Here is a 24,776-nt window from a genome sequence, read left to right as displayed (position 1 = left end):
TCCCCCATTTAAGAAGTAATGGATTGGTCTACTTGGTCTGGATCATAGACGTAGGTAGTTGAATTAGCCAGATTAACTCGAATTCCGTCGCCTGAATTGAAGGAGCCACCACCGGCATAGGTTTTTGCACTACTCTCAGGGTTCATTGAATAGACATCACCAATATTGAAAATACCGGATGAAGAAACGTTAATGACTTTCACTGCACCCACCTTTGCTGGCATATGAACTCCTCCTTTCTCTTTAGGTTATGCCTATTTCATGAAAATGTTGAAGGAATATAAGGTCCCAGTGGAGTATTCCTATATAAGAGGTTGTTCAAAAAGCCCGGTAAAAATGACACATCTTGAACACACGCTATAATAAAAAGTACACAAAGGAAAGTAGGGATAGAAATATGGCACAATATCCATCTCCTCTAAAGGAGACAAATAGATTACAATGGATTGATGAAGCAAGGGGATTCGCCATATTCGGTATATTTGTCGTAAATATTGGCGCATTTAATGCTCCTTATTTTCTATATGGGGGAGAAGAGACAGCTTGGACATCTTCAATTGACCACACATTAAGGCTTATAATAGATATCTTTTTTCAAGCAAGCTTTTATACATTATTCTCTTTATTGTTTGGCTTTGGAATGCAGCTCATGAAGGAAAGGCTTGAGATGAAATCATTGTCGGCATACCCCATTCTAGGTAGAAGGCTAGGAGCGCTTATTTGCTTTGGTCTCGTCCACGCATTTCTAATATGGCATGGGGATATTTTGCTCACCTATGGATTAATTGGTTTGCTGCTTTTAGCTTTTTTAAACGTAAGGGGGAGGACAATGCTGAGTTGGGCATTCCTTCTAATGGGCATGACGGTTGGGCTACTTAGCATTTCCTTATACCAATTCCGTGAATATATCGGACAACCTAATCTTTTTGCTGCAGAACAGGCACTGTCCAACTACCAAAGCGGCAGCATCATCCAAGTATGGGAACAAAATTATGTAGATTGGCTTTATGCAAACGAGGGGATAAGTTATCTATTATTAATAGGAACACTGTTGCCTTTGTTTTTAGTTGGCATGTTCATCGCGAGACAACGGTGGTTACACGAACCAAAAAAACATCAAGCAACATTGCGTAGATTATGGTTTATTTCACTTCTCATGTTCGCTGGCTTAAAAGCGGGACCATATTTATTTGGTAATCCAGCTTGGTTTTCCATGATACAGGATAATATTGGTGGTGCGTTTTCTGCCCTGTTTTACATTATTTCTATAACCTTTCTTTCTCAAATGGAAGGGGCAAGAAAGCTTCTCTTGCCTTTTCGATACGTCGGACGTATGGCACTTTCCAATTACATAACGCAGTCCCTCGTCTGCTTCCTTGTATTCTATCTCTTCAGATTATACGGAGCCATGACCCCAGTGGGATTAATGCTTATGGTCCTGGTCGTTTATAGTATGCAGGCGGCCTTTAGTAAATGGTGGCTCACACACTATCGATTCGGTCCTCTTGAGTGGCTTTGGCGCAGCATAACCTATAAAAGAATCCAGAAGTTACGTCGAACAGAACAAGAGGTGTAAGAGGGGCAGAATAATTAACGGAAAGCGGAGTTTTTTCTGTAGCGGTGATTAAACAGTCTTTTTTCTTATTTTATCGTTTGCTATTTTAAAAGGGCTGAGATTTTATATCCCAGCCCCGTCAATATTTTATCACTCGAATTTATATGATGGTACCGTTTCTTATGCTTTCAGTACTTCTTTAATATGGCCAATTGCCCAGTCTAAATCTTCTTTTTTAATTGTAAGAGGTGGGGCAAAGCGAATCACATTCTCATGTGTTTCTTTACATAATAAACCTTTCTCTTTTAGTTGTTCACAGTAAGGGCGTGCTGATTCAGTCAGTTCAACCCCAATAAATAATCCCTTACCACGCACTTCTTTAATTATTGGATTTTGGATCGACTTTAGTTCTTCCATCATATAATTACCTAGTTCAAGAGAACGCCCAGCCAAATTCTCCTCCTCCAATACTTCCAGGGAGGCAATAGACACAGCACAGGCTAACGGATTTCCTCCAAATGTAGAACCATGAGATCCCGGATTAAATACGCCAAGAATGTCCTTATCGGCCACAATACAAGATATTGGAAATACACCTCCACCAAGTGCTTTTCCAAGGATTAAAATATCAGGTGTCACATCTTCCCAGTCACAAGCAAATAGTTTACCACTTCTTCCAAGACCAGCTTGGATTTCATCGGCAATATAAAGGACATTGTTTTCCTTACATACCTCAAATGCTTCCTTTAAAAATCCTTCCGGAGGCATGACAATACCCGCTTCCCCCTGAATAGGCTCAAACAAGAATCCAGCAGTATTTTCATTGATTGCAGACTTCAGCGCCTCAATGTCTCCATAAGGAATAATTTTTATACCGGGAAGCATTGGTCCAAAGCCACGTTTATACTCTGCCTCAGATGATAGTGAGACCGCTGTCATTGTTCTACCGTGGAAATTTCCTTCACAGGCAATAATCTCAGCTTTATCTTCTGATACACCTTTCACATCGTAGGCCCAACGCCTAGCAGTTTTGATTGCTGTTTCTACAGCTTCTGCGCCTGTATTCATTGGTAATGCTGCTTCTTTATTTGTTAGTTTACAGATTTTCTCATACCACGGGCCAAGCTGATCATTGTGAAAAGCGCGAGATGTTAAGGTAACAGAGTCAGCCTGCTGTTTCAACGCTTCAATAATTTTTGGATGACGATGCCCTTGATTGACGGCAGAGTAAGCACTCAGCATGTCCATATAACGATTTCCTTCTGGATCTTCCACCCAAACACCTTCAGCATGGGAAATAACAACAGGAAGCGGGTGGTAATTTTTCGCACCATACTCCTGTGTTTGATCAATTATTTCTTGACTGTTCTTCATTTTCTAGCCCTCCCTGTAAAAGTCCAATTCAAACTAAGTATACCAGTTTTTTCTGTATTTTACTTACAGTTTAAAATGTTCTATAAAATCTCTGTTCCCAGTTAGGGGAGATGTAAATCCTTTTTAAATGAAACTTTCTCCCTTACATGATATGATAACGGTAGCTAAAATTAAAGATGGATGAAAGTGGAAGGAGTGGAATCGCATGACGACGCATATGCATATAACTGCATGGGCATTAGCGCTAATCTTACTAATCGTATCATTAATTATGTACAAGCAGGGAAAGGCAAAACCCGGAAAAATTCTTCACATGATATTACGCTTGGATTACTTATTTATTCTTTACACAGGTGGGGATCTGCTAGCAAATTACTTTGGTGGAGGTGACATGCTACCCGAAGCGATTGTAAAAGGAGTAGCTGGCCTTTGGGTAATCGTTGCTATGGAGTTAATTCTTGTAAAAACCTCCAAAACAAAACCGGCAAAAGGGGCATGGATTCAATTAGTTATCGCCCTACTTATTACTTTAATTCTTGGTTTTGGACGTTTGCCATTAGGAATTCTTCCATAAGAAAAGCAGTTAAAGCTGTTCCTTGTTTAAGACAAGGAACAGCTTTTTTTACTTTAAAGGGATGCTCCATTAAAATCACCACTTTGCTTGGCAGGGATTTTGGTAGGGGGCAGTCCCAACTTGGAGCCACCTGGCATCTGGCATGGCAAGGCAAGGCGCAGTCCGTAAGTCTCTAAACGGGCGCTTGCACTTTTGTTATGTAAACAAATAAGCTATTTTGAAGTAAATACCATGCTGTTTATGCTAGAATCTAATTGGAATGATCATCATAAAATAATGTAAAAAAAGTGAGGACGCACGATGATAGCAAAGACTGAAGAGGATTTTAATGGATTAAAAGAAATAGGTAAGATTTGTGGAGCAATTCGAGATGAGTTAGTCCGTTGCACCAAACCAGGCGTAACGACAAAAGAGCTTGATGCAATTGCTGAGAGAATGTTCATAAAAGCAGGAGCTTATTCTGCACCAAAGGGAGAATACGATTTTCCTGGACATACATGCATTAGCGTAAATGCAGAAGTTGCGCACGGTATTCCCGGGGAACGGATCATTCAAGAAGGGGACCTTGTAAATGTTGATGTTTCTGGTTCGAAAAACGGATATTTCGCCGATACCGGGATTTCCTTTGTGGTTGGGAATGGAGAGGTGATTTTACAGAAAATATGTGACGTTGCAAAAGAAGCTTTCGACGCTGGACTTAAAAAGGCAAAGCCAGGATCGAAAAAAAGCGCGCTCGGAAAAGCTACACACAATGTAGCAAAACAGCATGGTTTAACTGTAATAAAAAATCTTACTGGACATGGCATTGGGCGTTCAATACATGAAGCACCAGACCATATTTTCAATTACTACTCTCGTTGGGACGACGAAATTTTAAAAGAGGGTATGGTTATTGCATTTGAGCCCTTTATCTCTACATTGGAAGAGGAAGTATACCAATCTGATGATGATTGGACCTATCTAACTGATGAAAGCTTTGTAGCACAATATGAACATACGATTATTTTAACAAAGGAAGGCCCGATTATTACTACCTTATAAGAATTTAAAACCGCACTGAACCACGGCTATTTCTAATATAAAGAATAACCATATTAACTGAGGGGGGATATTTTGAAGCAAGACTCACTCCAAAGTATTGAATATCAAGTTGCCTTATTAGTCCGTCTTACAACAGCTCATAGCCCGAAGTTGGGTAGTCTGGACCGTTCTGAATACCTTATATTGTATGAATTGCAAAAAAGCGGGGCTTTAGGAATCAATGAACTGGCTGAACAATTAATGGTAAGCATTTCCACCGCTAGTCGACAGGTCAGTAATCTGGAAGCCAAGGCATATATTACCAGACATGCAGATCCTAAGAATCGACGCATTAGCCTTTTGCAAATTACTGAAGAAGGAAAAGCCGCATTACGTAAGGTACAGGAGGCGCGTGCCACCGGTTATGATGAGATTCTTAAAGAGTGGTCTAAAGAGGAACTCGAACAATTAGAAGTGAACTTGGAGCGCCTAAATCAGTCTTTTAAAAGTTGGAAGAAGTAATTTTATTAACAGATATTTGAGCATGATTATTCAAGAGCGAATAATCATGCTTCTTTATTATTCAGACAAATATAATCTTCGTTGGTTAGGATGAAGAAAAATTGGTCAAGCTATATTTTTTTTGGTCTATTTATTGTATAATACAACTTGCTTAATACAAATTAATTTACTAGGAATCAATGTTTCTTGTAATTCATGGGAGGAAAATAGATGAGTCAACAGATTCATACAGTAAAATCAGTGAAAGGTAAAACTGCGATACCTCAATATTTGGTTATCTCTTTCCTGACGATATTCGCAATAGGAGCGCAGTATTTTTCTAATCTTTCTTATGTTTTAAATCAAGGGGTAATTCAAATTGGTCTCCATATAAGTTCAGATCATTTACTTTTACCCTCCATTTTGTCAAATCTGGCATTTGCCCTCGGTGTACCACTCGGTCCTGCACTTACCAGAAAATTAGGGCTGCGTAAGAATTATCTACTGTTCACTCTAGTATTCTTATGTGGTTCGGTTATTGATATGATGTCTACAGGAATTGTGACATTGAGTATAGGTCGGGTAATTCAGGGAATTGGATCAGGTATTTTATTTTTAACAATCCTACCAGTTAGTTTACGATCGTTTCCGAATAAAATAAGAAACCTATTTCTATTTATGATTATCACTGGATTGTTCGGTGCTAGCGCTCTCGGAGCACTATGTGGTTCGTTATCTTTGTACACAGATGCATGGAGATGGCTGTTTTTACTAAATGTCATTGCATCCCTGCTATGCTTCATCATTGGTTATTTCCGATTGCCAAGACAAGAAGAGAAAGCGCAGGAACAAAGCCCATTGGATAAAAGAGCAGTAGTGCTGCTTTGTTCCACCATCCTGGCACTCGCAGTGCCATTGTGTAATTTGACTCATAACGGATTTTCATCCATTTATGTATGGCCATTTCTTAGTATCGCAATCTTATTGCTAGGCCTGTTTATTTATGTCGACCTAAAAGCAGAAGCACCATTGGTTCCTTTTCGATCACTAAAGTCTGCAAAGCCTGTCTCCGGAACAATCATGGCTGTTGTTTCCCATTCTTCTCTAATTATTGCTATTGCTGGTATCAATGGTTTTCTGCTTAATAATATGGATCTTTCATACTTGAATCTAACTTATTTTTACTTTTGGTTCCTTGTTGGCATTATAGGAAGTGCTATTCTTAAAACGCTGCTCTTTGATAAATTCGGGGCGGGGGTTTTAGGAATTTTAGGATCTCTTGTGGTGATATATGTGAGCTTCCAATGGCGAGTGATTGGGACAGACATTTCTCTGCCATTCTTATATTTTCAAATCGCATGTCTTGGATGTGGAGTAAGTATGGTTCTTGTATCAGGGGCTTTGGGGACGGCTTTAGCAGGCGATATCCATAAAGCATCCCATCGGTCTGCTACATTGCACTCTATTCGTAATTTTATAGGTGCAACGCTTTCTCCATTTATTGGCTGGCTCTTGCTTAGACAGAACACAATCCATTATCAAAAAATTACAGGGAATTTAAACGTGGGAGATTCGTCCAGGCAGTTGGAAGTGGGCTTTAAAAAATCTGCCATACTTGGTGCTTACCATGATCTGTTTACACTTTTACTCATTCTCGGAATCATTATGCTTATTGCATCAGGAGCAAAAGTGATCACCGGAAAAGGAAGACCACTCGTTAAGAAGGAAAAACAAATGCTTCAGAGTGAGTAAACGAAGGCCGTTAACAATTTTCACGACCCAAATTATAGAATCGTCTTTAAACCTTAGGGTTTAGTCGATTCTTTTTTTTACATTCATCATAGAAGGGTGAATTGTTAATAGGCGAATCCTATACAATCGCTGTTCACTTTCCATCCTTCATTCATGAATTATTTTTAACAATCAGGAGTCAAGCATTGACTATTTGCTTAAATAGAGAATAATAGGACAAGAGAAAAGCTATGTTGGAGGAAGTAATAATATGAAAAAAATTATAGGTTTGTTGTTGGGTATGGTTGTCTTATCGATCGCTTCCCCTATCTCGATATCAGCTGATAAGGTGAATCGGGAGTTGGATGAGGAAATTATATATTCGATTTTAGTTGATCGTTATAATAACGGAGATGCCGATAATGATGAGCAGGTTAGACGGGAAGATCCTCATGCATATCAGGGAGGAGATATACAGGGGATAACCGATAAATTGGATACATATGAAGAATTGGGTTATACAACGCTTGTATTATCCCCATTAATGGAAAACGCACCAGATGGATATCATGGTTATTGGGTGGAGGATTTTTATGCTGTTGATCCCCAATTTGGAACGATAGAAGATATTCAGAAGCTCGTATCAGAGGCACATGAAAGAGACATTAAGGTTGTAATGGAGTATGTCACGAATTATGTAGCAACAAGCCATCCTCTTGTAGAAGATCCTGAAAAACAGGATTGGATAAAAGACGACCAGGCTCCTGACACATCATGGGGGGATAATGTTGTCTCGCTTAATCAGGAAAACCCTAGGGTAGAAGAGATGCTTATTGATGCAGCAAGTTTCTGGGTTAGTGAAACAGGAATAGATGGCTTAAAGCTACACGCTGCTGATCAAGCATCACCGAATTTCTTAAAAAAATTTACGAAAGCAATGAAAGAAATTGATGAAAATATTTACTTACTAGGTGATGTACTAAACAACGATATAGCAACCGCAGATCTGCCACAAGGCACTGGTATACAGAAATGGGATGACCCGTCGTTAAGAGCTGCGATTGTATCAACTTTTTCTGAACCTGGAAATGCAGTAGCTGATATATATGAACAGCAAGAGGAAAGCGATATTGGGCTCGTCTACGTAGATGATCAATCAACCAAACGTTTTACACAGGTATTTTCGGAAAATGGGAGAAATGCCTTAACGACTTGGTCGCTTGTTCTAACGTACATGTATATGACACCAGGCACACCATCGCTATTTCAGGGATCGGAACTACCTATGTATGGGTCAAGTACAGAAGAAGTTCAGGAAATGGTGAAGTTTAATAGCGGAGATCCTGACTTAACGGAGTTTCATAACCGTATCTCGTCACTGAAAAAGCAATTCCCTGTATTTTCCCATGGTGACTTTGAGTTGGTTGGATCGAGTGGTGCAATGAGTATTTTTAAAAGGAGCTATGATAATCAAACTGCTTATATTGCGATAAACAATGGGGAAGAGACAGAAGCTATAACATTAACAGACATTAATCAAGATAAGCAGCTAAGAGGTTATCTCCATGATGATACAGTGCGTGTAGGAGATGATGGCGGATTTAAGATAGGACTTTCTAGAGAGAGTGCTGAGGTGTATATCGTCCAAGAAGATACGGGTTATAATTGGTTGTTTATCGGCTTTGTCGTAGCTGTATTTATCGTATTTATAGTAGGAATAGTAATACTTAGCAGAAAGCAAAAAAGAAAGAGTGTCTAAATAAACACCCTTTAAGCACAGTCTAATAAAAAGTCTGACTTAAAGGGTGTTTCTCCTTTAACATGTTTTATCCATTCAGAACGGTACCACCGTTTACGTGAAGCATTTGACCACTGACATAACTGGAATCCTCTGAGGCTAAATAAACATAGGCAGGTGCCAATTCCTGTGGCTGTCCAGGCCTTTTCATAGGGGTCTGGCCACCAAAATTGTCTACTTTTCCTTCTGTGAAGGTAGAAGGGATTAGTGGTGTCCAGATTGGTCCTGGTGCTACACCATTGACGCGAACTCCTTGATCTGCAAGTGCACTAGAAAGGGAGCGTGTAAAGGAAGTAATGGCTCCTTTTGTTGCAGAATAATCAATCAGGTCTTTACTTCCCTGATAGGCTGTAATTGAGGAAGTATTTATAATAGAACTACCTTCTTTTAAGTTAGGCAATACAGCCTTTGTGAGATAGAACATACTGAAAATGTTCGTGCGAAATGTCTTTTCCAGTTGTTCGCTCGTGATGTCCATAAAGCTCGCTTGGGGGTGTTGTTCAGCTGCATTATTAACTAAGATGTCGATCTTCTTAAATTTCTCCATCGTCTCCGTTACTGCAGCTTCACAAAATGATTGATTGCCAATGTCCCCACTGATAAGCAAGCATTTTCTTCCTGCTTGTTCTACTAATCGTTTTGTTTCTTCTGCATCCTCATGTTCATCTAAATAAATAATTGCAACATCTGCGCCTTCTTTAGCAAAATGTAGGCTTACTGCTCGTCCAATCCCACTATCTCCACCTGTAACAAGTGCTACCTTATTTTTAAGTTTATTGCTTCCCTGATAGTTCTCACGGATATACTCTGGTTCTGGATTCATTTTCGATTCAATTCCCGGCTGTTTAGTCTGGTGTTGCGCCGGAGGTGTTTCCTTACCATTCTTTTTTTCCATTCCCATTTCAATAATTCCTCCTTCAACCATGTTTCGTATTAACTATCTTCCCCGAAAGTATATAAACAAACCATGGAAGGAGAACTTGGCCTGTTACAGTTTAGTCTCTAAGCAATAAAGGAATGGAAAAAAAGACGTATTCACAATAGATCGAATACGTTAGTTTACTTATACCCTATGGAATGATCATGAGAAGACACAGCACCTTCTTTATTAAGAAAGCGATAGATTTCTTTATAAACTAGAAGGTCAATCTCTTGGGAAATATATTTCATCTGATAATAGTCTAGCAAAGCATGAATGGAATCAGGTGCATGTCTTCGTTCATTTTCATAGCTAGCGACTAATGTATTCATCAGCATCTTGTCACTCCTCCGTAATGTTGTCCACTCTGTTTTACACTATATGAGCAATTGGAGGTTTTCATGTTGAAATGTTGAAGAACTGGCTTTGCGGTAGATAAGCAGAAGTTTGTTATGCAAGTATTATATAAATATTTTAGGCTATGTTGTTATTATAGATAGTCACATTTTTTCTAAATGGAAGTAAGTAGCTAGGGGACGAAGGGGAAAATAAAAAAGGCCTGACTGAATCAGACCTTCATTATTATTTAGGAGAAGAATTTAAAAAGAATAATGCGATCGTTCCTGGACCTGAATGAGCGCCTATAACGGATCCAACCATTTCGATTACAATGTCTTCTTTGGCTGTACCAAATCTTTCTTGAATTAGGCTGGAAAGTTGTTCAGCTCTTTCGAAGTCATCACCATGGCTTATGCCGATAAGTTGATTCGTAAAGTCTGTTCCGCGTTCCTCCATTATATCGAGCATGCGGTTAAACAGCTTCTTCGATCCCCTGATTTTTTCTAATGGTACAAGTTTTCCATTTTCAACATGAAGGATTGGTTTGATTTTTAATAGGGAACCGACAAATGCAGCAGTTTTACTAACCCGACCGCCCCGGTATAAATATTCCAGGTCATCTACAGTAAAAATATGTTCCATATGGGTTGCATGGTATTGTGCAGATTGAATAATGTCTTCTGCACTGGCTCCATTTTTGGCAGCCTTGGCCGCATAGAGAACTACAAGGCCGTAACCAATAGAAGCGCATTTTGTATCCACCACATCGATGGGGGCATCAGGATAGGTTTCCTTTACTTCAAGTAGCATCATTTTGGCTGTTTGATATGTACCTGAAAGCTCTGAGGAGAATGCCAAATATACCAGTGGCTCGTTTTTCTCCGCATAGGTCGTAAATAAATTATGGAATGTCTCTGGAGAAACCTGAGAAGTTTTTGGGCTTTTTCCTTGGCGCATGGCGTCATAAACAGTCTTTGGCTGAATTTCAACATTGTCTTTGTATTCTTTCTCATCCAAATGAACAGTTAATGGTACCATTTCAATGTCAAATTCGTTATAATGGTTCATTGACAAATCTGTTGCTGAATCAGCAAGAATTTTTACCAACATTGTATCACCTGCATTTCTATCATTATTTCTTCTAGTTTATAGCTAGTCATCATGATAGTCAAAACAAAGTTACAACGAAAACGTTATCCCTTCCACGAAGGTAATAAGCTTGAAGGAGGCTAGGCATGTTTATTTTTGAAGCAAGACGTATTATTATTGTGATTTGTGGGGCTTTGTTAAATGCCATTTCCCTAAATTTCTTCTTAATTGGAGCAAATGTTTATGCTAGCGGATTTACTGGAGCTGCACAGCTTGTTTCCAGTGTGTTTAATGATTTTCTTAACATTGGTGTAAGTACAGGTATTCTGTTATTACTCTTTAACGTACCAGTTGCCATATTAGGTTGGTTTAAAGTTGGGAAAGGATTTACAGTTTATAGCGTGATATCCGTACTATTCACCTCAGTATTTCTAGAATTCATACCGATTATCGGTTTTTCGGAAGATATTATTTTAAATGCTGTATTTGGTGGTGTGATCGCTGGTACAGGTGTAGGGATGACATTAAAAGTTGGTGCCTCCACTGGGGGTATGGATATTGTTGCAATGGTTCTTTCCCGAATGAAGGATCGCCCTATTGGCACATACTTCCTAGCACTTAATGCGGTCATTATTGCACTGGCAGGTATTTTATACGAACCAGAAAATGCGCTTTATACGCTTTTAACATTATATGTTACGACACGAGTGATTGATGCAATTCATACACGTCATGAAAAAGTAACAGCTATGATCATTACCCATAAAGCGGACGAATTGCAAAGGGAAATTCATAAAACCATGGTGCGAGGAATTACGATTCTTCCTGCAAAAGGTGCCTACACGAAATCAGATAAAAGCATGATGTATCTTGTGGTAACTAGATATGAATTATATGACCTTGAGCGGATCATTAACGAAGTAGACCCAAATGCGTTTACGAATATTGTACAAACCACAGGAATCTTTGGTTTCTTCAGAAAAGATTAGACAGGAGTAATCGAGATGAAAAAAAGTATCATAATTGCACTAGCCCTTCTACTAGTAGGTTGCAGTAATGAACAGCCGACGAATGAGAGTGCCGAGAATAACGATGGAGGCCAGGGTGCTGATGCTTCCGTTAGTATTCGTAATGTAGAGGTGGAAGTAGATGATGCGCTGCAAGCAACGATAACTGGAGAAGCCGCACTTGCAGGTAGTGATTTATATTATCAGTTGGAGCAAGGGGATGTGGTCCTTATTAGTGAAGCAAAAGTTGAATTAGATTCGAACCCCCATGGGTTGAGTCCCTTTGAATTACTTTTGCAGGTGCCAGAGGATGCAGTATCAGGTGATCAGGCCCCTATAGTTAAATTTTACGGAAAAGACCAGTCAGGGGAAGAAGTTAACCAGAATTATGTACCAATAGATCTGAAATCGAAGTAAAAAAGATCTTTTGAGTGTTTGCAATAGACATGACAGAAGTCAGTATCAAAAAAAGAGGTCAGTGCAGTCACTGGCCTCTTTATGTATATTAATAACCATGTTTTTCAATTACTTTTGTAACTTCTGGTGTTAAGGTGTCCCACTCTGCATCAAACTTCTTGTTTACTGTAATAAAGTTTTGATAGCCGAAAACATTGTCGACCCCTTCAAGCTCCATTAAGTCGTTAAGAATTGCATGTTCACTTTTATTACCAGGCATTACGGAAATACTGCTAGTTCCTTCAAAAATTAATTTATCCGTCGTAAATTTTAATGCATTGGGATTGGGTGTTGCCTCTGCACGTATACTCATCAAAATTCCTCCTTAATCATCATACTTAGCTATATTTTAGCAGAAACTGACCAGATAAAAAAGAAGAAAGCAGACTGCCCTAGTGGAAGGCAGTCTGCCTAATGCTGTGAGGTGAAGTATCCCGTGTCCTGGTGGGAAGTTTGCTTAAAGTAAATCCTTTTCATCAACAAATGAATCGGGGATTACCTTCACAAAAAACAGAGGTTACTGTAATTGATTATGCTGTTTTAATTGGTTCTCCAATTGCTGAAGTTGCTGCTTTTCCTCAGGACTCGCTTCATTATATGCAGCTTGGATAGCATTTTGTGCAGCCTGTTGATCTTGAGCAGTTGTAGAATTACCTTGCATGTTCATCATATTGGCAACAGCATCTTTAGCTTGTTGAAATAGGTTGTTTTCCAATTTAAAACCCTCCTACAGTATGATTGTCTGCTTCTTCTTGCTTTCTTTCCGCATCGGAAAAAGTAGATCGGTACGGAAATCGTTCAGCATGTTTTTTTACAGAATCAGCGCTCTGATGGCTGAATCGCTTTGATTTACTCCGTTTTCCCATGGTAACTCCTCCTAAGAAAAACATTGTAATACATAGCTTGTTCAGGAAGTAAAAAAGTGAACGTTGTATATAACGTTCACTAAGTAGTATGGTTCTTATTGCAATTAATATAGAAGGAAATTTAAACCGGTTTTACCTCAAGCTTTAAATAATTCTGCAAGAAATCGCCGATTCCTTCGTTTTCATTTGTTGTTGTTACATGGTTGGCAATGTCTTTAAGTTCATCAATGGCATTACCCATTGCGACGCCTACACCAGCATATTCAATCATTTCCAGGTCATTATCTTCATCCCCAAAAGCAATCACTCTGTCTTGCGGAATATCATAATAATGCGCTATTTTTTGCAGCCCAACTGCTTTATTCATACCTTTTTTTACAATCTCAATGATATTCCATGGAGCTCCCCATTTACGGTGTTCAATTAACTCTGCATGGTAATCATCTAAATGACTTCTAAGTTCTTTGATATGAGTTTCCTTTGGATGGATCAGCAAAGAGGTAGGATCCTCTGTTAAATTTTGTTGGAGGTTTCCAATTGTAAAAGGGGAATCGTTCTTTGACGATTGGAAAATGTCGATAATATCTTTGTTATAACTATCAAGATATACATCATCTTTTACCTCTGCCAATATATTATGTACATCCAGATCATAACAGGCTTCGATAATTTTATGTGCGGTTCGGATAGGCATAGGGCTATGCAAAGCATCCCATTTTGAGTCTGTAGGATGGTGAATCAAAGCTCCATTAAAATTAACCATTGGGGTATTAAGCCCAAGTTCATGGTAGTAGGAAATACTTGCACGGTGTGGTCTTCCAGTGGAAATCACCACGATATGGCCTTCTTCCATCGCTGTTAATACGGTTTGTTTTGTCTGAGAGCTAATTTCTTTTTTGTCTGTAAGTAGGGTTCCATCTAAATCCAATGCGATTAAATGTCTTTTATTTTCCAATTATTTCACCTCATCTGTCATTAGTTTATAAGTGATTTTCTTTTCTGTAAAGGGTTAGCTGAGTTCATTAGTTGCAATCGTCGTATTTGTGGGCGTAAAATAAATAATAATTAAACAACTTAAGGAGACATGGTAAGATGATCGGAATAATTGAAGAAAAGCTTAACGAAATACCTTCCCTAATTATAGCAGACACAGCAAAAAAAACGGAAGCCTTGCCAACGGTCGTCTTTTTTCATGGGTTCACAAGCGCCAAGGAACATAATCTTCCCATAGCCTATATGCTTGCAGAAAAAGGTTACCGTGTAATCTTGCCTGATAGTATGTACCATGGTAGTCGTGAGCAAGGTGTTAATTCTATGCAAAGAATGGTGTCTTTTTGGGATATCGTGATGAAAAATGTTAAAGAATTAGGTATGATTAAGGATGTTTTGGATGAGAGGAATCTGATTTTAAATGGCCGAATTGGAATTGCTGGAACAAGCATGGGCGGGATTACAACGTCAGCTGCATTAACCCAGTACCCTTGGATTAAAGCTGCAGCTGTATTAATGGGTTCACCTAAGCTAAGTATTTTTGCCAGGTCCCTTATTGAAGGATTAAAGGAAAAAGGTGATCTACCTGTTACGGATGAAACCATTAATCAGCTTTATCAGCAGCTTGAGCAATACGATTTATCCAAACAGCCAGAGAAATTAAACCAACGGCCATTATTCTTTTGGCATGGTGTTAACGATCCAGCAGTGCCTTTTGACCATTCCTACCATTTTTATCAAGACGTTAAGGAACAGTATGTGAATCATGAGGATATCCACTTTTTAAGAGAAGAGAATCGTGGGCATAAAGTTAGCAGATACGCCACTTTGGAAGCAGTGAAATGGCTACATAAGCATGTTTAAATGTAAGATAGCAAAGACATGGTGCTGTGCGGGCCGTCGACTCTAGGTTCTACGGTTCAGTCCAGTTCGTACGTCGCTAAACGGTTGCTCTATGCTTTTCTTGTCTAGCATAGAGCAAGCAGCGACTAGCGTAACTTCCTTCGCCTCCGTACAATAAGGCAACATCGGTTCCCTCCGGGTCACCGTGTTTTCTTTATCTTCTACGGTTCAGTCCAGTTCGTACGTTGCTAAACGGTTGCTCTATGCTTTTCTTTATGATTTAAAATTTTACGGAAATATGTTTAAATATAGATAGAACTTTAGAAGGAGGTAAGGGTATGGACGAAGCATTAAAGGAAAATATGATGGGTGCCTTGGAAAATGTTATTGACCCTGAGTTGGGCATTGATATTGTAAACCTTGGTTTAATATATGATGTAGAGCTTAATGAAGAAGGACTTGCTACCGTAACAATGACACTTACAGCAATGGGATGTCCTCTTGCCGGACACATCGAGCAGGATGTGCGTGCGGCGTTATCCGACATTCCAGAAGTGAAAGACATCAATGTCAATATTGTATGGAACCCACCATGGGGCAAAGAAAGAATGTCCCGCTATGCTAAAATTGCATTGGGAATCCCTGATTGATCCTATCAAGTAATATACCCCATATTAGGCCACTATCTTAGTGACTTATATGGGGTATTTCTATATTTAATAATAGAAGTCTCTTTGGGCATACTATAACTCATAACGCTTCTAGGAGGTTATAGCATGTCTGAAGAAAATAAAAACAAAAATAAAGACAAGGGTAGACAGCGAAATGCCCTAAAGTATGATACAGAGCCTGAACGAAATCGTGAAGACGTCGAGTTCTCCGAAGATACGGAATTTCTGAACCTCAATGGGAAAAGAAATAAAAGAAATCGATAAAAAAACCTGCATCTCTCCTAAAAAGGGGAGGTGCAGGTTCTTTGTTTAGATAAATAAAATGACCAAGATACCAACAATAAAGCAATAAAAAGCAAAATATTTTAAATTACCTTTAGCCATTACGTTAATAAACCATTTTAGCGCGTAAAAGGAAGCTACGATAGAAGCCATAAACGCAATTAGGTATGGTATTGCCATTGCATCAAAGTTAGGGTCAGTGATGATATCTGTGAAGGACATCATTGTAATACCTAAGCTTACTGGAATATATAGCAGGAAAGAAAAGCGAAGTGCTGTTTCTTGCTTCATACCTACTAGCATTGCTGCTACAATCGTCGCGCCAGAACGGCTAATTCCTGGAACTAATGCAACAGCCTGCGCAAACCCTACGATGAGCGCATCTTTGACGCGTATATCTCCATCATTTTTCCGGCCTCTCAGATTACGGATAACCCATAAAGCAGCACCAGTAAGTAGTAACGTATAACCTACAACAATTGGCTTACTAAGCGTTTCGCTAATGATATCTTCAAAAAGTAGTCCTAGGATACCTGTTGGAATCGTTGCAATGATCAGGAAGAGGATGAACTGAAAGTCACCTTTTGCCTTTTCATCACGCTTGGTTATGTAGATAACCCCATTCTTAACAAGTCGAATTATATCGTGACGAAAAATTAATAGTACAGCAATAAGCGAACCGAAATTGACGAGAATCTCAAAGGATAATCCTTTAATCTCTAGGTCAAATAAATTTTTTAAAATAACAATGTGCCCACTGGATGAAATGGGAATTGGCTCCGTAAATCCTTGAAATAACCCTAATATTAAATATTTTATTAATGTCCATAGTTCAGTCATGTTTTTCATTTCCTCCTTGGAAATACTTTTTACTTTAAAGTTCTTATCTCAGTTGCATTAGTCGAGTTGCTACGTATGCCCAGAGGCTCCGGGGCATGCCGTTGTTGATGCAACACGAATAGTTTTTAGTTGGCTTACCTAACAAAGGGCTCTTCGCTTTTATTCTGACCTAGTCACATACCCAAGGGCTATTGAATAGTCTAGATTGTGAGGAGGTTGTTAAAATGAATCATAATCAACACCATATATACGACTTATGTAAAAAACATATGCATGCTTATGTGCTTGCCGAAATGGTTGATGGTACAAATATAGATGGAATTATTACTGGTCTAGATGACGAGTATGTATATTTTGCTGTACCGCTGGAATCAAATGAACAACAACAAATGCCTACCTATCAACACCATGGATCGTCAGATGACTACCGCCAATTTGGCTACGGGCCTGGTTTTGGCTATGGCGGATATCCTGGATACGGATATGGACCGGGTTACGGATACGGAAGACCACGTTTTAGAAGGCTTGTCTTGCCTTTGGCAGCACTAACGGCTTTAAGCATTCTTCCGTGGTATTAAAATGTAAATAAATAAACCCTTGCCCATTCTGCATGAGGCAAGGGTTACTCTTTCCAATATTTGTTAATTATTTTTTATCTGCCTTTAAAGCAACTTCGCCAAGTAGAAATACAAACACTGACAAAATAGCAGCAAATACAACGGTGCTCGTTAAATCAAATTGTCCGCCACCCATACTGGATAGAACATAGGATAGCACTCCACTAATTAGTAAAGCCCAAACGATTGTCCATATGTAACGCATTGTTAACACCTCATTTTTTATGCATAGTTCGTACATTTTGTATATATTTTATCAAATAGAGGCTTAAATGAAAAGCTATTTCTTTATCATTCGCTTTCCTGAAGGAGGTTTTTTTGTGACGTATTTAGTGTCTCCAAGCAATCATTGGTTAGGTTATCACATGGTAGAACATCTTTTAGAACTCGGTTTTGAGGTTCACGGGCAAGAGAATGAACTAGATTCAGATGAGCTTACTTTATTTTTTGGTAGGAATAGTTCCTATGCCCCTTTTAATCCGGAAAAGAAGTATAAAACAGCATATATATTTGGCGATTATAGCGATGGATTAACTGCTAACTCGATACATACCTATGTATTAAGCAAAAATAGTTCAAAAAACCTAGGTAAAAGACACACCTGTATTCACGTACCGATCTTATTTGGAGAGTGGATGCAGATGGATAAAGACGGAATGTATTGGAACAACTCCTATGTTCGTTTTGATTCTATTTTATTTCAAAACGAATCAATCTATATAAAAGATTTCATCGGGGAGCTTGTGGACTGGAATAGCAAAGGAATTGCAAGCCGGGAAGATCTCTATGTTCGGTCATTCCGTTCTGAAGAAAATTCTAAGCTTAAACTTGAAAATTCTATCTATCTTCGGGACAATGTACCTATTGAAGAAAAATTGAAAAAAGTGTTACAGCATTATCAGGAAAATATGATTCAATATGATAACCTATATGATAATCTTTAAATTTTACGAAAAATAAATGAACGTTATAAAAAAGATTCATGTAATATAAAACTAGTAAAGACTTTAATTATGATAGGAGCGTGCCCATGACTAGAGGACTTATATTCAGGCTTATGCTATTTATAGGACTAGTGTTCACTCTAGCTGGATGCAGTTCGAATGAACAAGAAATACAAAATGTCGGGATGCTCTTGGATGGTTCGATTAATGATCAGGCATGGGGTAGCAAAGGATACGCAGGGCTGTTGGAGATTGGAAACACTTATGACGTAGATGTGTTCTATAAAGAAGATATTACAACAGAACAGCAGGTGGTAAATACGGTAGAGGAGTTTGTACAAAACGGAGTAAATCTAATATTTGGCCACAGTAGTATTTACGGGAAATACTTTGTAGATATTGCGGAAAGCTACCCAGATGTTCATTTTGTCTATTTCAATGGTGGGTATGTTAGTGATAATGTTACAAGTCTAAACTTTGATTCCCACGCGATGGGCTTTTTTGGGGGCATGGTGGCTGGCAAAATGACCTCAAATGACTATGTTGGCATTATTGCTGCGCATGAATGGCAACCGGAAATTGAAGGGTTTTATGAAGGTGTGAAATATGAGAACCCTCAGGCCGAAATTAATATGAATTTCATTAACGATTGGAATGACACCGAGACAGCAGAAGAAATTTATGAACAGGTGATTCAAACTGGTGTCGATGTAGTTTATCCTACAGGAGATGCTTTTAGTAAAGAAATTGTGGAGAATGTAGCTCGTGATGACTTGTTTGCCATTGGCTATGTAACAGACCAATCAGAAATTGGAGGTCAGCACGTTCTCACCAGTACGATTCAGCATGTGGACAAGCTATATATGCTTGCGGCTGATTTATATGAAGAGGGCGAATTAGAAGGTTCTATTCAAACATATGACTTTCAGGATGACGTGATTTCACTAGGACCATTTAGTTCAGCTGTGCCGGAAGACTACCAAGAATACTTAACTGAGGTAGTGGAAGAATATAAAGAAACTGAATTTCTACCTAATGAACAATAAACATGAAACAGACTAATAATTATGGTTGTTTTTACCCGTTTAAATTCCCTTTCTTTACTTTTTCTATTACTTGGAAACTTCGCTGGGAAATTGCTTCATACGAAGCTTTTTGGCGCTTATTTCATCTTTTTTTCGTTGCAGTAAACTTGCAAGAAGGAGAAAAATGCATTAAAATTAGTACCAAGTCATAAGAATTGATAATAAAACTACATTTTGAGGAGTTGTATATATGGGTGTTGGTGTATTAGGTACAGGTCATTATCTACCAACCAAAGTTGTAACAAATAAAGACATGGAGAAGTTGGTGGATACTACAGACGAATGGATTAGAACAAGAACTGGGATAGAAGAAAGACGGTTTGCTGAAGATGATATTGATACTTCTGACATGGCTTTTTATGCAGCAAAGCAAGCATTGGAAGAAGCTAATGTAACGGTGGATGAGATTGATCTTATTCTAACAGCGACAGTAACACCTGATACTCCTTTCCCTTCAGTATCGTGTATGATCCAGGAAAGACTAGGAGCGAAAAATGCTGCCGCTCTGGATGTAAGTGCTGCATGTTCTGGATTCATGTATGGTATGATAACTGCTAAGCAATTTATTGAAACAAACGCTTATAAAAAGATACTAGTAATTGGAGCAGAGAAACTGTCCAAAATTACGAATTGGGAAGATCGTAGTACTTGTGTTTTACTCGGAGATGGCGCAGGAGCTGCCGTTATAGGTGAAGTTTCAGAAGGTAAAGGGATACTTTCCTTTGAATTGGGATCAAATGGAGCAGGTGGCAAGGAGCTCTATCAAAATGAACAAGATATGTTAGTGATGAACGGTAGAGAGGTATATAAATTTGCCGTACGTCAAATGCCTGAATCAACAATGAACGTTATTGATAAAGCCGGCCTTAAAAAAGAAGATGTCGACTATCTCATTCCACATCAAGCAAACATCCGTATTATGGAAGCTGCTCGTGAACGTTTAGAAATCTCGGAAGATAGAATGGCAACGACCATTAAAAAATACGGAAATAATTCAGCGGCATCTATTCCAATGGCTTTGTCAGAAGCTGCAAAAGAAGGTAAAATTAAAGATAATGATATCGTGGTTTTAGTAGGATTTGGCGGCGGATTAACATGGGGCGCTGTGGCTCTACGCTGGGGAAAATAAATAGGTGTTAAAAACTAACACCGTTATGTATAGGAGGTTTATCCAATGGGACAAAAAAGAGTAGTTATTACTGGACTTGGTGCAGTTTCGCCATTAGGAAACACTGTTGATACAATGTGGGAAAACATTGTTGCAGGCAAATCTGGCATTGGTCTTGCTACAAAAGTAAATATAGATAATTTTCAAGCAAAGGTTGCAGCAGAGGTAAAAGATTTTGACCCAACTGCATACATGGATAAGAAGGATGCTCGAAAGATGGATCCGTTCACCCAGTATGCAGTTGCTGCATCCAAGATGGCTGTAGAAGATGCCAAATTGGAGATTAATGAAGACAATGCACACCGTGTAGGGGTTTGGATTGGTTCTGGTATCGGTGGAATGTCGACATGGGAAGATCAGCACTCGAAGTTTATTGAAAAAGGGCCAAAACGTGTAAGCCCATTTTTCGTGCCGATGATGATCCCAGATATGGCTGCAGGACAAGTATCCATTCAACTTGGAGCGAAAGGAATTAACTCATGTAGTGTTACAGCTTGTGCTTCAGGAGCCAATTCAATTGGTGACGCATTTAAGGCGGTTCAGCGTGGGGATGTTGATTACATTATTGCTGGAGGGACAGAAGCGCCGATCACCAATATGTCATTTGCAGGGTTCTCTTCTGCAAAAGCATTGTCCTTAAACGAAGATCCTAAAAAAGCTAGCCGTCCATTTGACAAAGAACGTGATGGCTTTGTAATGGGTGAAGGTTCTGGAATTATGATTCTGGAATCACTTGAAACAGCTTTGGAACGTGGTGCGCACATCTATGGAGAAATTGTTGGATATGGTGCAACAGGAGATGCTTACCATATTACAGCACCTGCTGAACACGGCGAAGGGGCTGCAAGAGCGATGCAAATGGCTCTTGACGATGCTGGACTATCTCCTAACCAGGTAGATTATATTAATGCACATGGGACAAGTACAGCATTAAATGATAAATTTGAAACGGAAGCAATAAAAACAGTGTTAGGAGATCATTCTAAACATGTTGCGGTTTCTTCAACAAAATCGATGACTGGCCACCTACTAGGTGCAGCTGGTGGGATTGAAGCATTAATTTCAATCAAATCCATAACGGACAGCATCGTACCTGCAACAATTAATTATGAGAATCCTGATCCAGACTGTGACCTTGATTACGTACCGAACGAAGCAAGGAAACAAAATGTGGATGTAGTAATGAGTAACTCTTTAGGATTCGGTGGTCACAACGTAGCACTTGTATTTAAAAAATATCAATAATCCGAAAAACTGACTGAACTTATCAGTCAGTTTTTTTGTTATGGTCTTTGAAAACCCCTGGCTATGCCGGGGGTTCCATAGAGCTTCTAGCGTGGGGGCAAAAAAAAGCCTCTCTTCATGATAAGATAAGGTTGGTTTCCCGACCACCAAATCTCATCAAAGAAGGAGGCATGTCCAATGCAGGACAAGAATAGTTTAGCACATACACAGTGGAGATGTAAGTTCCACATCGTTTTTGCGCCAAAATATAGAAGACAAATTATCTACGGGAAATATAAAAAAAGCATCGGAGAAATAGTAAGAGAGCTTTGTGAAAGGAAAGGGGTTGAGATACACGAGGCAAATGCATGTAAAGATCACATTCATATGTTAGTAAGTATTCCACCAAAACTAAGTGTATCTCAATTCATGGGCTACCTAAAGGGCAAAAGTAGCTTAATGATATTCGATCGGCACGCTAATTTAAAGTACAGATATGGTAATCGTAAATTTTGGTGTCGAGGCTACTTTGTAGATACAGTGGGCAGAAATAAGAATCAAATTCAAGAATATATTAGAAATCAGCTTAAAGAGGATTACATGAGTGATCAGTTAACATTATTTGAAGAATTTGACCCCTTCACTGGAGAGAAAAATAAGAAGAAATAAGAGATTCTTTTAGAATCAGTGAGTGAGTGTGGTGCAAAAGGGAAACCATTCAGTGGGCCTTTTAGGCCGAGGCCGGTAACATAGGCTTTCAGCCGCAGAGCAAACCACCAGTTCACACTGGTGGTTTTGATTACTGGTTTTAAAACCACAGGCTCTGCCTGTGTGAGAATTCAACTTGTAGAGTTGTAACAGAAAAAATCTCCTTTCGATATAATAGAGTTGGCCGTCAAACCGACTCTATATACAGAAAGGAGAACTACTCATGTCGAGTGACAATAGTTTATCACACACCCGATGGAATTGTAAGTATCACATAGTCTTTATACCCAAGTATAGAAGGAAATTAATTTATGGCAAGTTAAGAAGAGACATCGGGGCGATCTTAAGACGTTTATGTGAGATGAAAGATGTAGAAATTATCGAGGCTCATGCCATGCCCGACCACATCCATATGCTGGTGAAGATACCACCAAAGATGTCAGTATCTTACTTTATGGGTTACTTAAAAGGTAAAAGCTCTTTAATGATTCACGACAGACATGCAAACCAAAGTACAATCATGGGAACCGCACATTTTGGGCAAAAGGTTACTATGTCAGTACAGTAGGGCTCAATCAAAAAACGGTGGCAAAGTACATTCGTGAACAGGAATCTGAGGATAGACTACGAGACAACATGAGTAAACGTGAATACGTCGATCCATTTAAAAAATAGATAGGAATATAAACGGTTGACGGTCAATTTCGAAGCCCCTTTAGGGGCATCGTTGGTAAAGTGCCCTTATAGGGCGAAACTAAAACCGCCCGTTTTACGGGCGGATAGTTACTTTTCTTAGGATAGGTGTAAAGTACGGAGGTGGGGATTTTTGTCGAGAAGAAAGTAGAAGAAGTGCATAGTCGGAGAGTGATCTATCGGCTGAGAAGAAGTGCGCATCGGCCTGGAGGGGACTAACATCGGCCAAGAAGAAGTGAACATCGGCCTAGGGGGAACTAACATCAGCCAAGAAAGAGTGAACATCGCAAGAGAGCGATCTTTCTTGACCCAGCGCCTGCAATCAAATTAACATAATAAGAAATCATGGTTTCCCATGGACAAGCATATACATATATAAAAGCTTGGACAAGTATTGGTGGGGGATAAGATGGGCTATATTTTTGTTTTTTTAATAGGATTTGGTTTAGCGGTAAGTGGTGGGGTCACGATTATCGCGTACTTAAACTTTTTACCTGCTGGCATCACATGGATAGAGTACTTTATCTTTATTTCGGGCAGAATGGAGTGTTACTTTCTACCGTTAGGAATAGTCTTAATGGCTTTTGTCGTATACCGTTACCCAAACACCCCTTAAATCTTGCAATGGCTTAGAATAAATTTCTTTATGATGGTCATAATGTATTCTAAGTTCAGTTTTAGAAGTGAGGGTTGTTTATGTTGTATATGCACGATGTTTGGGTAAATTGGTTTGAAGGCGAAGAGAATGGCTATAATGTGTGTTATTTTCATGAATGGCGAAAAAATGACGGAATTGAGCTGCTTGATCAGGTTCCATTACTTTACATAACAAAAGAACTGTTTCATTATATTGAGAATGATATGCACGACTTGCCGCGTCCTTTGCTGGATTCCATCTACAAAAGAGCATATGTGCGTAAAGGGCAGGAGCGTAATGTATTGGACTATGCCTGTATTGTTTCGGATGGAGCAGACATCCTGGTTTTTGATACCATTGGCTATGAGATACCGATTCGTAAAAGTAGACTGATTCCACGACAGGAACAGCTTGTCTACGATATGATCAAAAACACGAAACCCCAATCCTATAAGTTTGATTCAAAAGCATACCAAAAGGAATACCATATGCTTTCGATGTCCCCAGACCTTGTCTTTGGATTGACGAGAAAAGAGCGGCAGTTAAAGCATTTGTTGATGATGGGACTTGATCAGCTTCGTACCACAAACAACTTAGAAGAATTGCGTTATTGGCTAACGGAATGGGATCCCAAGAAATACCCATACATTCGCTTTATGGATGAAGATGAAGTGTGGGGCGCATTGTATACAGGAGTAAAAAAAGGGTGGAGTAACGCCCATGAAGATCTTTGTGGGAAGTTGATTAAAGGCCAACCTTTCCTTGAGAAAATTTGGGAAGTGGAGAACGGCCAAACAGAGAATATTTCAAAGCAGAAATAGTAAAAAGCCAATTGATAACCTATT

The 24,776-nt window shown here is 39.1% G+C and carries 30 protein-coding genes and 1 pseudogene; 20 read left to right on the top strand and 11 right to left on the bottom strand.

The genetic code is table 11. The features are described 5' to 3' along the window. Window positions 1–8: 8 nt before the first annotated feature. Window positions 9–224 carry a spore germination protein gene (locus tag BN988_RS05615; protein WP_036573977.1) on the bottom strand — a complete coding sequence of 72 codons (216 nt, stop codon included), beginning with the start codon at window positions 222–224 and terminating at the stop codon, window positions 9–11. 173 nt (window positions 225–397) lie between these two features. Between BN988_RS05615 and BN988_RS05610 the strand changes: the two genes are divergently transcribed. After that, the gene (locus tag BN988_RS05610; protein ID WP_036573974.1) at window positions 398–1,576 is read left to right on the top strand and encodes a DUF418 domain-containing protein; all 1,179 of its coding nucleotides are present in this window, start codon (window positions 398–400) and stop codon (window positions 1,574–1,576) included. Window positions 1,577–1,735: 159 nt separating this feature from the next. Here the strand turns inward: BN988_RS05610 and BN988_RS05605 are convergent, their stop codons facing one another. After that, window positions 1,736–2,929, bottom strand: coding sequence for an ornithine--oxo-acid transaminase (locus BN988_RS05605; protein WP_036573972.1), 1,194 nt, complete (start codon window positions 2,927–2,929; stop codon window positions 1,736–1,738). A 205-nt stretch (window positions 2,930–3,134) separates the two neighbouring features. Between BN988_RS05605 and BN988_RS05600 the strand changes: the two genes are divergently transcribed. The 5 genes from BN988_RS05600 (at window position 3,135) to BN988_RS05580 (ending at window position 8,514) form a co-directional block, all read left to right on the top strand. After that, window positions 3,135–3,503, top strand: a complete 369-nt coding sequence (locus BN988_RS05600; RefSeq protein WP_036573970.1) for a YisL family protein — start codon at window positions 3,135–3,137, stop codon at window positions 3,501–3,503. Between the two features lie 300 nt (window positions 3,504–3,803). Continuing rightward, the gene (gene map, locus BN988_RS05595; protein WP_036573968.1) at window positions 3,804–4,544 is read left to right on the top strand and encodes a type I methionyl aminopeptidase; all 741 of its coding nucleotides are present in this window, start codon (window positions 3,804–3,806) and stop codon (window positions 4,542–4,544) included. A 72-nt stretch (window positions 4,545–4,616) separates the two neighbouring features. After that, window positions 4,617–5,045 carry a MarR family winged helix-turn-helix transcriptional regulator gene (locus BN988_RS05590; RefSeq protein WP_036573967.1) on the top strand — a complete coding sequence of 143 codons (429 nt, stop codon included), beginning with the start codon at window positions 4,617–4,619 and terminating at the stop codon, window positions 5,043–5,045. Between the two features lie 210 nt (window positions 5,046–5,255). Continuing rightward, window positions 5,256–6,776 carry an MFS transporter gene (locus tag BN988_RS05585; protein WP_036573965.1) on the top strand — a complete coding sequence of 507 codons (1,521 nt, stop codon included), beginning with the start codon at window positions 5,256–5,258 and terminating at the stop codon, window positions 6,774–6,776. A 250-nt stretch (window positions 6,777–7,026) separates the two neighbouring features. Further along, window positions 7,027–8,514, top strand: coding sequence for an alpha-amylase family glycosyl hydrolase (locus tag BN988_RS05580; RefSeq protein WP_036573963.1), 1,488 nt, complete (start codon window positions 7,027–7,029; stop codon window positions 8,512–8,514). Between the two features lie 67 nt (window positions 8,515–8,581). Here BN988_RS05580 and BN988_RS05575 read toward each other — a convergent pair whose 3' ends face one another. The 3 genes from BN988_RS05575 to BN988_RS05565 all read right to left on the bottom strand — a co-directional run bounded on the left by BN988_RS05575 (window position 8,582) and on the right by BN988_RS05565 (window position 10,921). After that, window positions 8,582–9,454 (bottom strand): SDR family oxidoreductase, encoded by an 873-nt coding sequence (locus BN988_RS05575; protein ID WP_081779361.1) that lies wholly within the window; start codon window positions 9,452–9,454, stop codon window positions 8,582–8,584. Window positions 9,455–9,612: 158 nt separating this feature from the next. Continuing rightward, window positions 9,613–9,810, bottom strand: a complete 198-nt coding sequence (yppF, locus tag BN988_RS05570; protein ID WP_036573962.1) for a YppF family protein — start codon at window positions 9,808–9,810, stop codon at window positions 9,613–9,615. A 244-nt stretch (window positions 9,811–10,054) separates the two neighbouring features. Then, complete coding sequence (locus tag BN988_RS05565) at window positions 10,055–10,921, bottom strand: DegV family protein (protein WP_036573960.1); 867 nt, start codon at window positions 10,919–10,921, stop codon at window positions 10,055–10,057. A gap of 125 nt (window positions 10,922–11,046) precedes the next feature. Here BN988_RS05565 and BN988_RS05560 point away from each other — a divergent pair, with 125 nt between their 5' ends. Then, entirely contained in the window at window positions 11,047–11,889 is an 843-nt protein-coding gene (locus BN988_RS05560; RefSeq protein WP_036573959.1) for a YitT family protein, read from the top strand. 15 nt (window positions 11,890–11,904) lie between these two features. Continuing rightward, entirely contained in the window at window positions 11,905–12,324 is a 420-nt protein-coding gene (locus BN988_RS05555; protein ID WP_036573956.1) for a putative periplasmic lipoprotein, read from the top strand. 88 nt (window positions 12,325–12,412) lie between these two features. On the opposite strand, the gene BN988_RS05550 is transcribed toward BN988_RS05555, so the two are convergent. From BN988_RS05550 to BN988_RS05540, 4 genes are all read right to left on the bottom strand, one after another. Further along, the gene (locus BN988_RS05550; RefSeq protein WP_036573954.1) at window positions 12,413–12,676 is read right to left on the bottom strand and encodes a NifU N-terminal domain-containing protein; all 264 of its coding nucleotides are present in this window, start codon (window positions 12,674–12,676) and stop codon (window positions 12,413–12,415) included. Between the two features lie 204 nt (window positions 12,677–12,880). Continuing rightward, on the bottom strand, window positions 12,881–13,078 hold the full coding sequence (locus BN988_RS05545) for a DUF3813 family protein (protein ID WP_036573951.1): 198 nt from the start codon (window positions 13,076–13,078) through the stop codon (window positions 12,881–12,883). 1 nt (window position 13,079) lies between these two features. After that, window positions 13,080–13,229, bottom strand: coding sequence for a hypothetical protein (locus tag BN988_RS19065; RefSeq protein ID WP_182858816.1), 150 nt, complete (start codon window positions 13,227–13,229; stop codon window positions 13,080–13,082). Window positions 13,230–13,350: 121 nt separating this feature from the next. Next, window positions 13,351–14,184, bottom strand: coding sequence for a Cof-type HAD-IIB family hydrolase (locus BN988_RS05540; protein ID WP_036573948.1), 834 nt, complete (start codon window positions 14,182–14,184; stop codon window positions 13,351–13,353). 137 nt (window positions 14,185–14,321) lie between these two features. Between BN988_RS05540 and yjfP the strand changes: the two genes are divergently transcribed. The 3 genes from yjfP to BN988_RS19060 all read left to right on the top strand — a co-directional run bounded on the left by yjfP (window position 14,322) and on the right by BN988_RS19060 (window position 15,997). Beyond that, window positions 14,322–15,083, top strand: coding sequence for an esterase (gene yjfP / locus BN988_RS05535; RefSeq protein ID WP_036573944.1), 762 nt, complete (start codon window positions 14,322–14,324; stop codon window positions 15,081–15,083). Window positions 15,084–15,400: 317 nt separating this feature from the next. Continuing rightward, window positions 15,401–15,712 (top strand): metal-sulfur cluster assembly factor, encoded by a 312-nt coding sequence (locus BN988_RS05530; protein WP_036573941.1) that lies wholly within the window; start codon window positions 15,401–15,403, stop codon window positions 15,710–15,712. A 126-nt stretch (window positions 15,713–15,838) separates the two neighbouring features. Further along, window positions 15,839–15,997, top strand: a complete 159-nt coding sequence (locus BN988_RS19060; RefSeq protein ID WP_182858817.1) for a hypothetical protein — start codon at window positions 15,839–15,841, stop codon at window positions 15,995–15,997. Window positions 15,998–16,042: 45 nt separating this feature from the next. On the opposite strand, the gene BN988_RS05525 is transcribed toward BN988_RS19060, so the two are convergent. Further along, a complete protein-coding gene (locus tag BN988_RS05525; RefSeq protein WP_036573938.1) occupies window positions 16,043–16,855 on the bottom strand; it encodes an undecaprenyl-diphosphate phosphatase in 813 nt (270 codons plus the stop codon). Window positions 16,856–17,079: 224 nt separating this feature from the next. On the opposite strand from BN988_RS05525, the gene BN988_RS05520 reads away from it, so the two are divergent. Next, the gene (locus BN988_RS05520) at window positions 17,080–17,433 is read left to right on the top strand and encodes a hypothetical protein (protein WP_036573935.1); all 354 of its coding nucleotides are present in this window, start codon (window positions 17,080–17,082) and stop codon (window positions 17,431–17,433) included. 67 nt (window positions 17,434–17,500) lie between these two features. Here BN988_RS05520 and BN988_RS18580 read toward each other — a convergent pair whose 3' ends face one another. Then, complete coding sequence (locus BN988_RS18580) at window positions 17,501–17,677, bottom strand: YjzD family protein (protein WP_081779360.1); 177 nt, start codon at window positions 17,675–17,677, stop codon at window positions 17,501–17,503. A 115-nt stretch (window positions 17,678–17,792) separates the two neighbouring features. Here BN988_RS18580 and BN988_RS05515 point away from each other — a divergent pair, with 115 nt between their 5' ends. The 8 genes and pseudogenes from BN988_RS05515 to BN988_RS05480 all read left to right on the top strand — a co-directional run bounded on the left by BN988_RS05515 (window position 17,793) and on the right by BN988_RS05480 (window position 24,752). After that, entirely contained in the window at window positions 17,793–18,416 is a 624-nt protein-coding gene (locus BN988_RS05515; protein WP_147380267.1) for a hypothetical protein, read from the top strand. An 86-nt stretch (window positions 18,417–18,502) separates the two neighbouring features. Then, window positions 18,503–19,462 (top strand): BMP family ABC transporter substrate-binding protein, encoded by a 960-nt coding sequence (locus BN988_RS05510; RefSeq protein WP_036573930.1) that lies wholly within the window; start codon window positions 18,503–18,505, stop codon window positions 19,460–19,462. A gap of 229 nt (window positions 19,463–19,691) precedes the next feature. Further along, window positions 19,692–20,630 (top strand): beta-ketoacyl-ACP synthase III, encoded by a 939-nt coding sequence (locus BN988_RS05505; protein WP_036573928.1) that lies wholly within the window; start codon window positions 19,692–19,694, stop codon window positions 20,628–20,630. A gap of 45 nt (window positions 20,631–20,675) precedes the next feature. Then, a complete protein-coding gene (gene fabF / locus BN988_RS05500; RefSeq protein WP_036573923.1) occupies window positions 20,676–21,914 on the top strand; it encodes a beta-ketoacyl-ACP synthase II in 1,239 nt (412 codons plus the stop codon). Between the two features lie 177 nt (window positions 21,915–22,091). After that, entirely contained in the window at window positions 22,092–22,562 is a 471-nt protein-coding gene (tnpA, locus tag BN988_RS05495; protein ID WP_036573920.1) for an IS200/IS605 family transposase, read from the top strand. Between the two features lie 262 nt (window positions 22,563–22,824). After that, window positions 22,825–23,276, top strand: a pseudogene (gene tnpA, locus BN988_RS05490) (IS200/IS605 family transposase). A 427-nt stretch (window positions 23,277–23,703) separates the two neighbouring features. After that, a complete protein-coding gene (locus BN988_RS05485; RefSeq protein ID WP_036573918.1) occupies window positions 23,704–23,910 on the top strand; it encodes a hypothetical protein in 207 nt (68 codons plus the stop codon). Window positions 23,911–23,990: 80 nt separating this feature from the next. After that, window positions 23,991–24,752, top strand: a complete 762-nt coding sequence (locus tag BN988_RS05480) for a YjbA family protein (RefSeq protein ID WP_036573917.1) — start codon at window positions 23,991–23,993, stop codon at window positions 24,750–24,752. Window positions 24,753–24,776 lie beyond the last annotated feature (24 nt).

It is taken from the genome of Oceanobacillus picturae (assembly GCF_000612865.1).
Taxonomy (GTDB): domain Bacteria; phylum Bacillota; class Bacilli; order Bacillales; family Amphibacillaceae; genus Oceanobacillus_B; species Oceanobacillus_B jordanicus.
The sequence above is the reverse complement of the archived record's forward strand: the minus strand, read 5'-3'. Positions and strand labels throughout refer to the sequence as shown.

What these genes read in the sequence shown, in the direction of transcription:
- BN988_RS05615 (WP_036573977.1), bottom strand. Translation starts at nt 224, where the DNA reads ATGCCAGCAAAGGTGGGTGCAGTGAAAGTCATTAACGTTTCTTCATCC.
- BN988_RS05610 (WP_036573974.1), top strand. Translation starts at nt 398, where the DNA reads ATGGCACAATATCCATCTCCTCTAAAGGAGACAAATAGATTACAATGG.
- BN988_RS05605 (WP_036573972.1), bottom strand. Translation starts at nt 2,929, where the DNA reads ATGAAGAACAGTCAAGAAATAATTGATCAAACACAGGAGTATGGTGCG.
- BN988_RS05600 (WP_036573970.1), top strand. Translation starts at nt 3,135, where the DNA reads ATGACGACGCATATGCATATAACTGCATGGGCATTAGCGCTAATCTTA.
- map (WP_036573968.1), top strand. Translation starts at nt 3,804, where the DNA reads ATGATAGCAAAGACTGAAGAGGATTTTAATGGATTAAAAGAAATAGGT.
- BN988_RS05585 (WP_036573965.1), top strand. Translation starts at nt 5,256, where the DNA reads ATGAGTCAACAGATTCATACAGTAAAATCAGTGAAAGGTAAAACTGCG.
- BN988_RS05580 (WP_036573963.1), top strand. Translation starts at nt 7,027, where the DNA reads ATGAAAAAAATTATAGGTTTGTTGTTGGGTATGGTTGTCTTATCGATC.
- BN988_RS05575 (WP_081779361.1), bottom strand. Translation starts at nt 9,454, where the DNA reads ATGGGAATGGAAAAAAAGAATGGTAAGGAAACACCTCCGGCGCAACAC.
- yppF (WP_036573962.1), bottom strand. Translation starts at nt 9,810, where the DNA reads ATGCTGATGAATACATTAGTCGCTAGCTATGAAAATGAACGAAGACAT.
- BN988_RS05565 (WP_036573960.1), bottom strand. Translation starts at nt 10,921, where the DNA reads ATGTTGGTAAAAATTCTTGCTGATTCAGCAACAGATTTGTCAATGAAC.
- BN988_RS05560 (WP_036573959.1), top strand. Translation starts at nt 11,047, where the DNA reads ATGTTTATTTTTGAAGCAAGACGTATTATTATTGTGATTTGTGGGGCT.
- BN988_RS05555 (WP_036573956.1), top strand. Translation starts at nt 11,905, where the DNA reads ATGAAAAAAAGTATCATAATTGCACTAGCCCTTCTACTAGTAGGTTGC.
- BN988_RS05550 (WP_036573954.1), bottom strand. Translation starts at nt 12,676, where the DNA reads ATGAGTATACGTGCAGAGGCAACACCCAATCCCAATGCATTAAAATTT.
- BN988_RS19065 (WP_182858816.1), bottom strand. Translation starts at nt 13,229, where the DNA reads ATGGGAAAACGGAGTAAATCAAAGCGATTCAGCCATCAGAGCGCTGAT.
- yjfP (WP_036573944.1), top strand. Translation starts at nt 14,322, where the DNA reads ATGATCGGAATAATTGAAGAAAAGCTTAACGAAATACCTTCCCTAATT.
- BN988_RS05530 (WP_036573941.1), top strand. Translation starts at nt 15,401, where the DNA reads ATGGACGAAGCATTAAAGGAAAATATGATGGGTGCCTTGGAAAATGTT.
- BN988_RS19060 (WP_182858817.1), top strand. Translation starts at nt 15,839, where the DNA reads ATGTCTGAAGAAAATAAAAACAAAAATAAAGACAAGGGTAGACAGCGA.
- BN988_RS05525 (WP_036573938.1), bottom strand. Translation starts at nt 16,855, where the DNA reads ATGACTGAACTATGGACATTAATAAAATATTTAATATTAGGGTTATTT.
- BN988_RS05520 (WP_036573935.1), top strand. Translation starts at nt 17,080, where the DNA reads ATGAATCATAATCAACACCATATATACGACTTATGTAAAAAACATATG.
- BN988_RS18580 (WP_081779360.1), bottom strand. Translation starts at nt 17,677, where the DNA reads ATGCGTTACATATGGACAATCGTTTGGGCTTTACTAATTAGTGGAGTG.
- BN988_RS05510 (WP_036573930.1), top strand. Translation starts at nt 18,503, where the DNA reads ATGACTAGAGGACTTATATTCAGGCTTATGCTATTTATAGGACTAGTG.
- BN988_RS05505 (WP_036573928.1), top strand. Translation starts at nt 19,692, where the DNA reads ATGGGTGTTGGTGTATTAGGTACAGGTCATTATCTACCAACCAAAGTT.
- fabF (WP_036573923.1), top strand. Translation starts at nt 20,676, where the DNA reads ATGGGACAAAAAAGAGTAGTTATTACTGGACTTGGTGCAGTTTCGCCA.
- tnpA (WP_036573920.1), top strand. Translation starts at nt 22,092, where the DNA reads ATGCAGGACAAGAATAGTTTAGCACATACACAGTGGAGATGTAAGTTC.
- BN988_RS05485 (WP_036573918.1), top strand. Translation starts at nt 23,704, where the DNA reads ATGGGCTATATTTTTGTTTTTTTAATAGGATTTGGTTTAGCGGTAAGT.
- BN988_RS05480 (WP_036573917.1), top strand. Translation starts at nt 23,991, where the DNA reads ATGTTGTATATGCACGATGTTTGGGTAAATTGGTTTGAAGGCGAAGAG.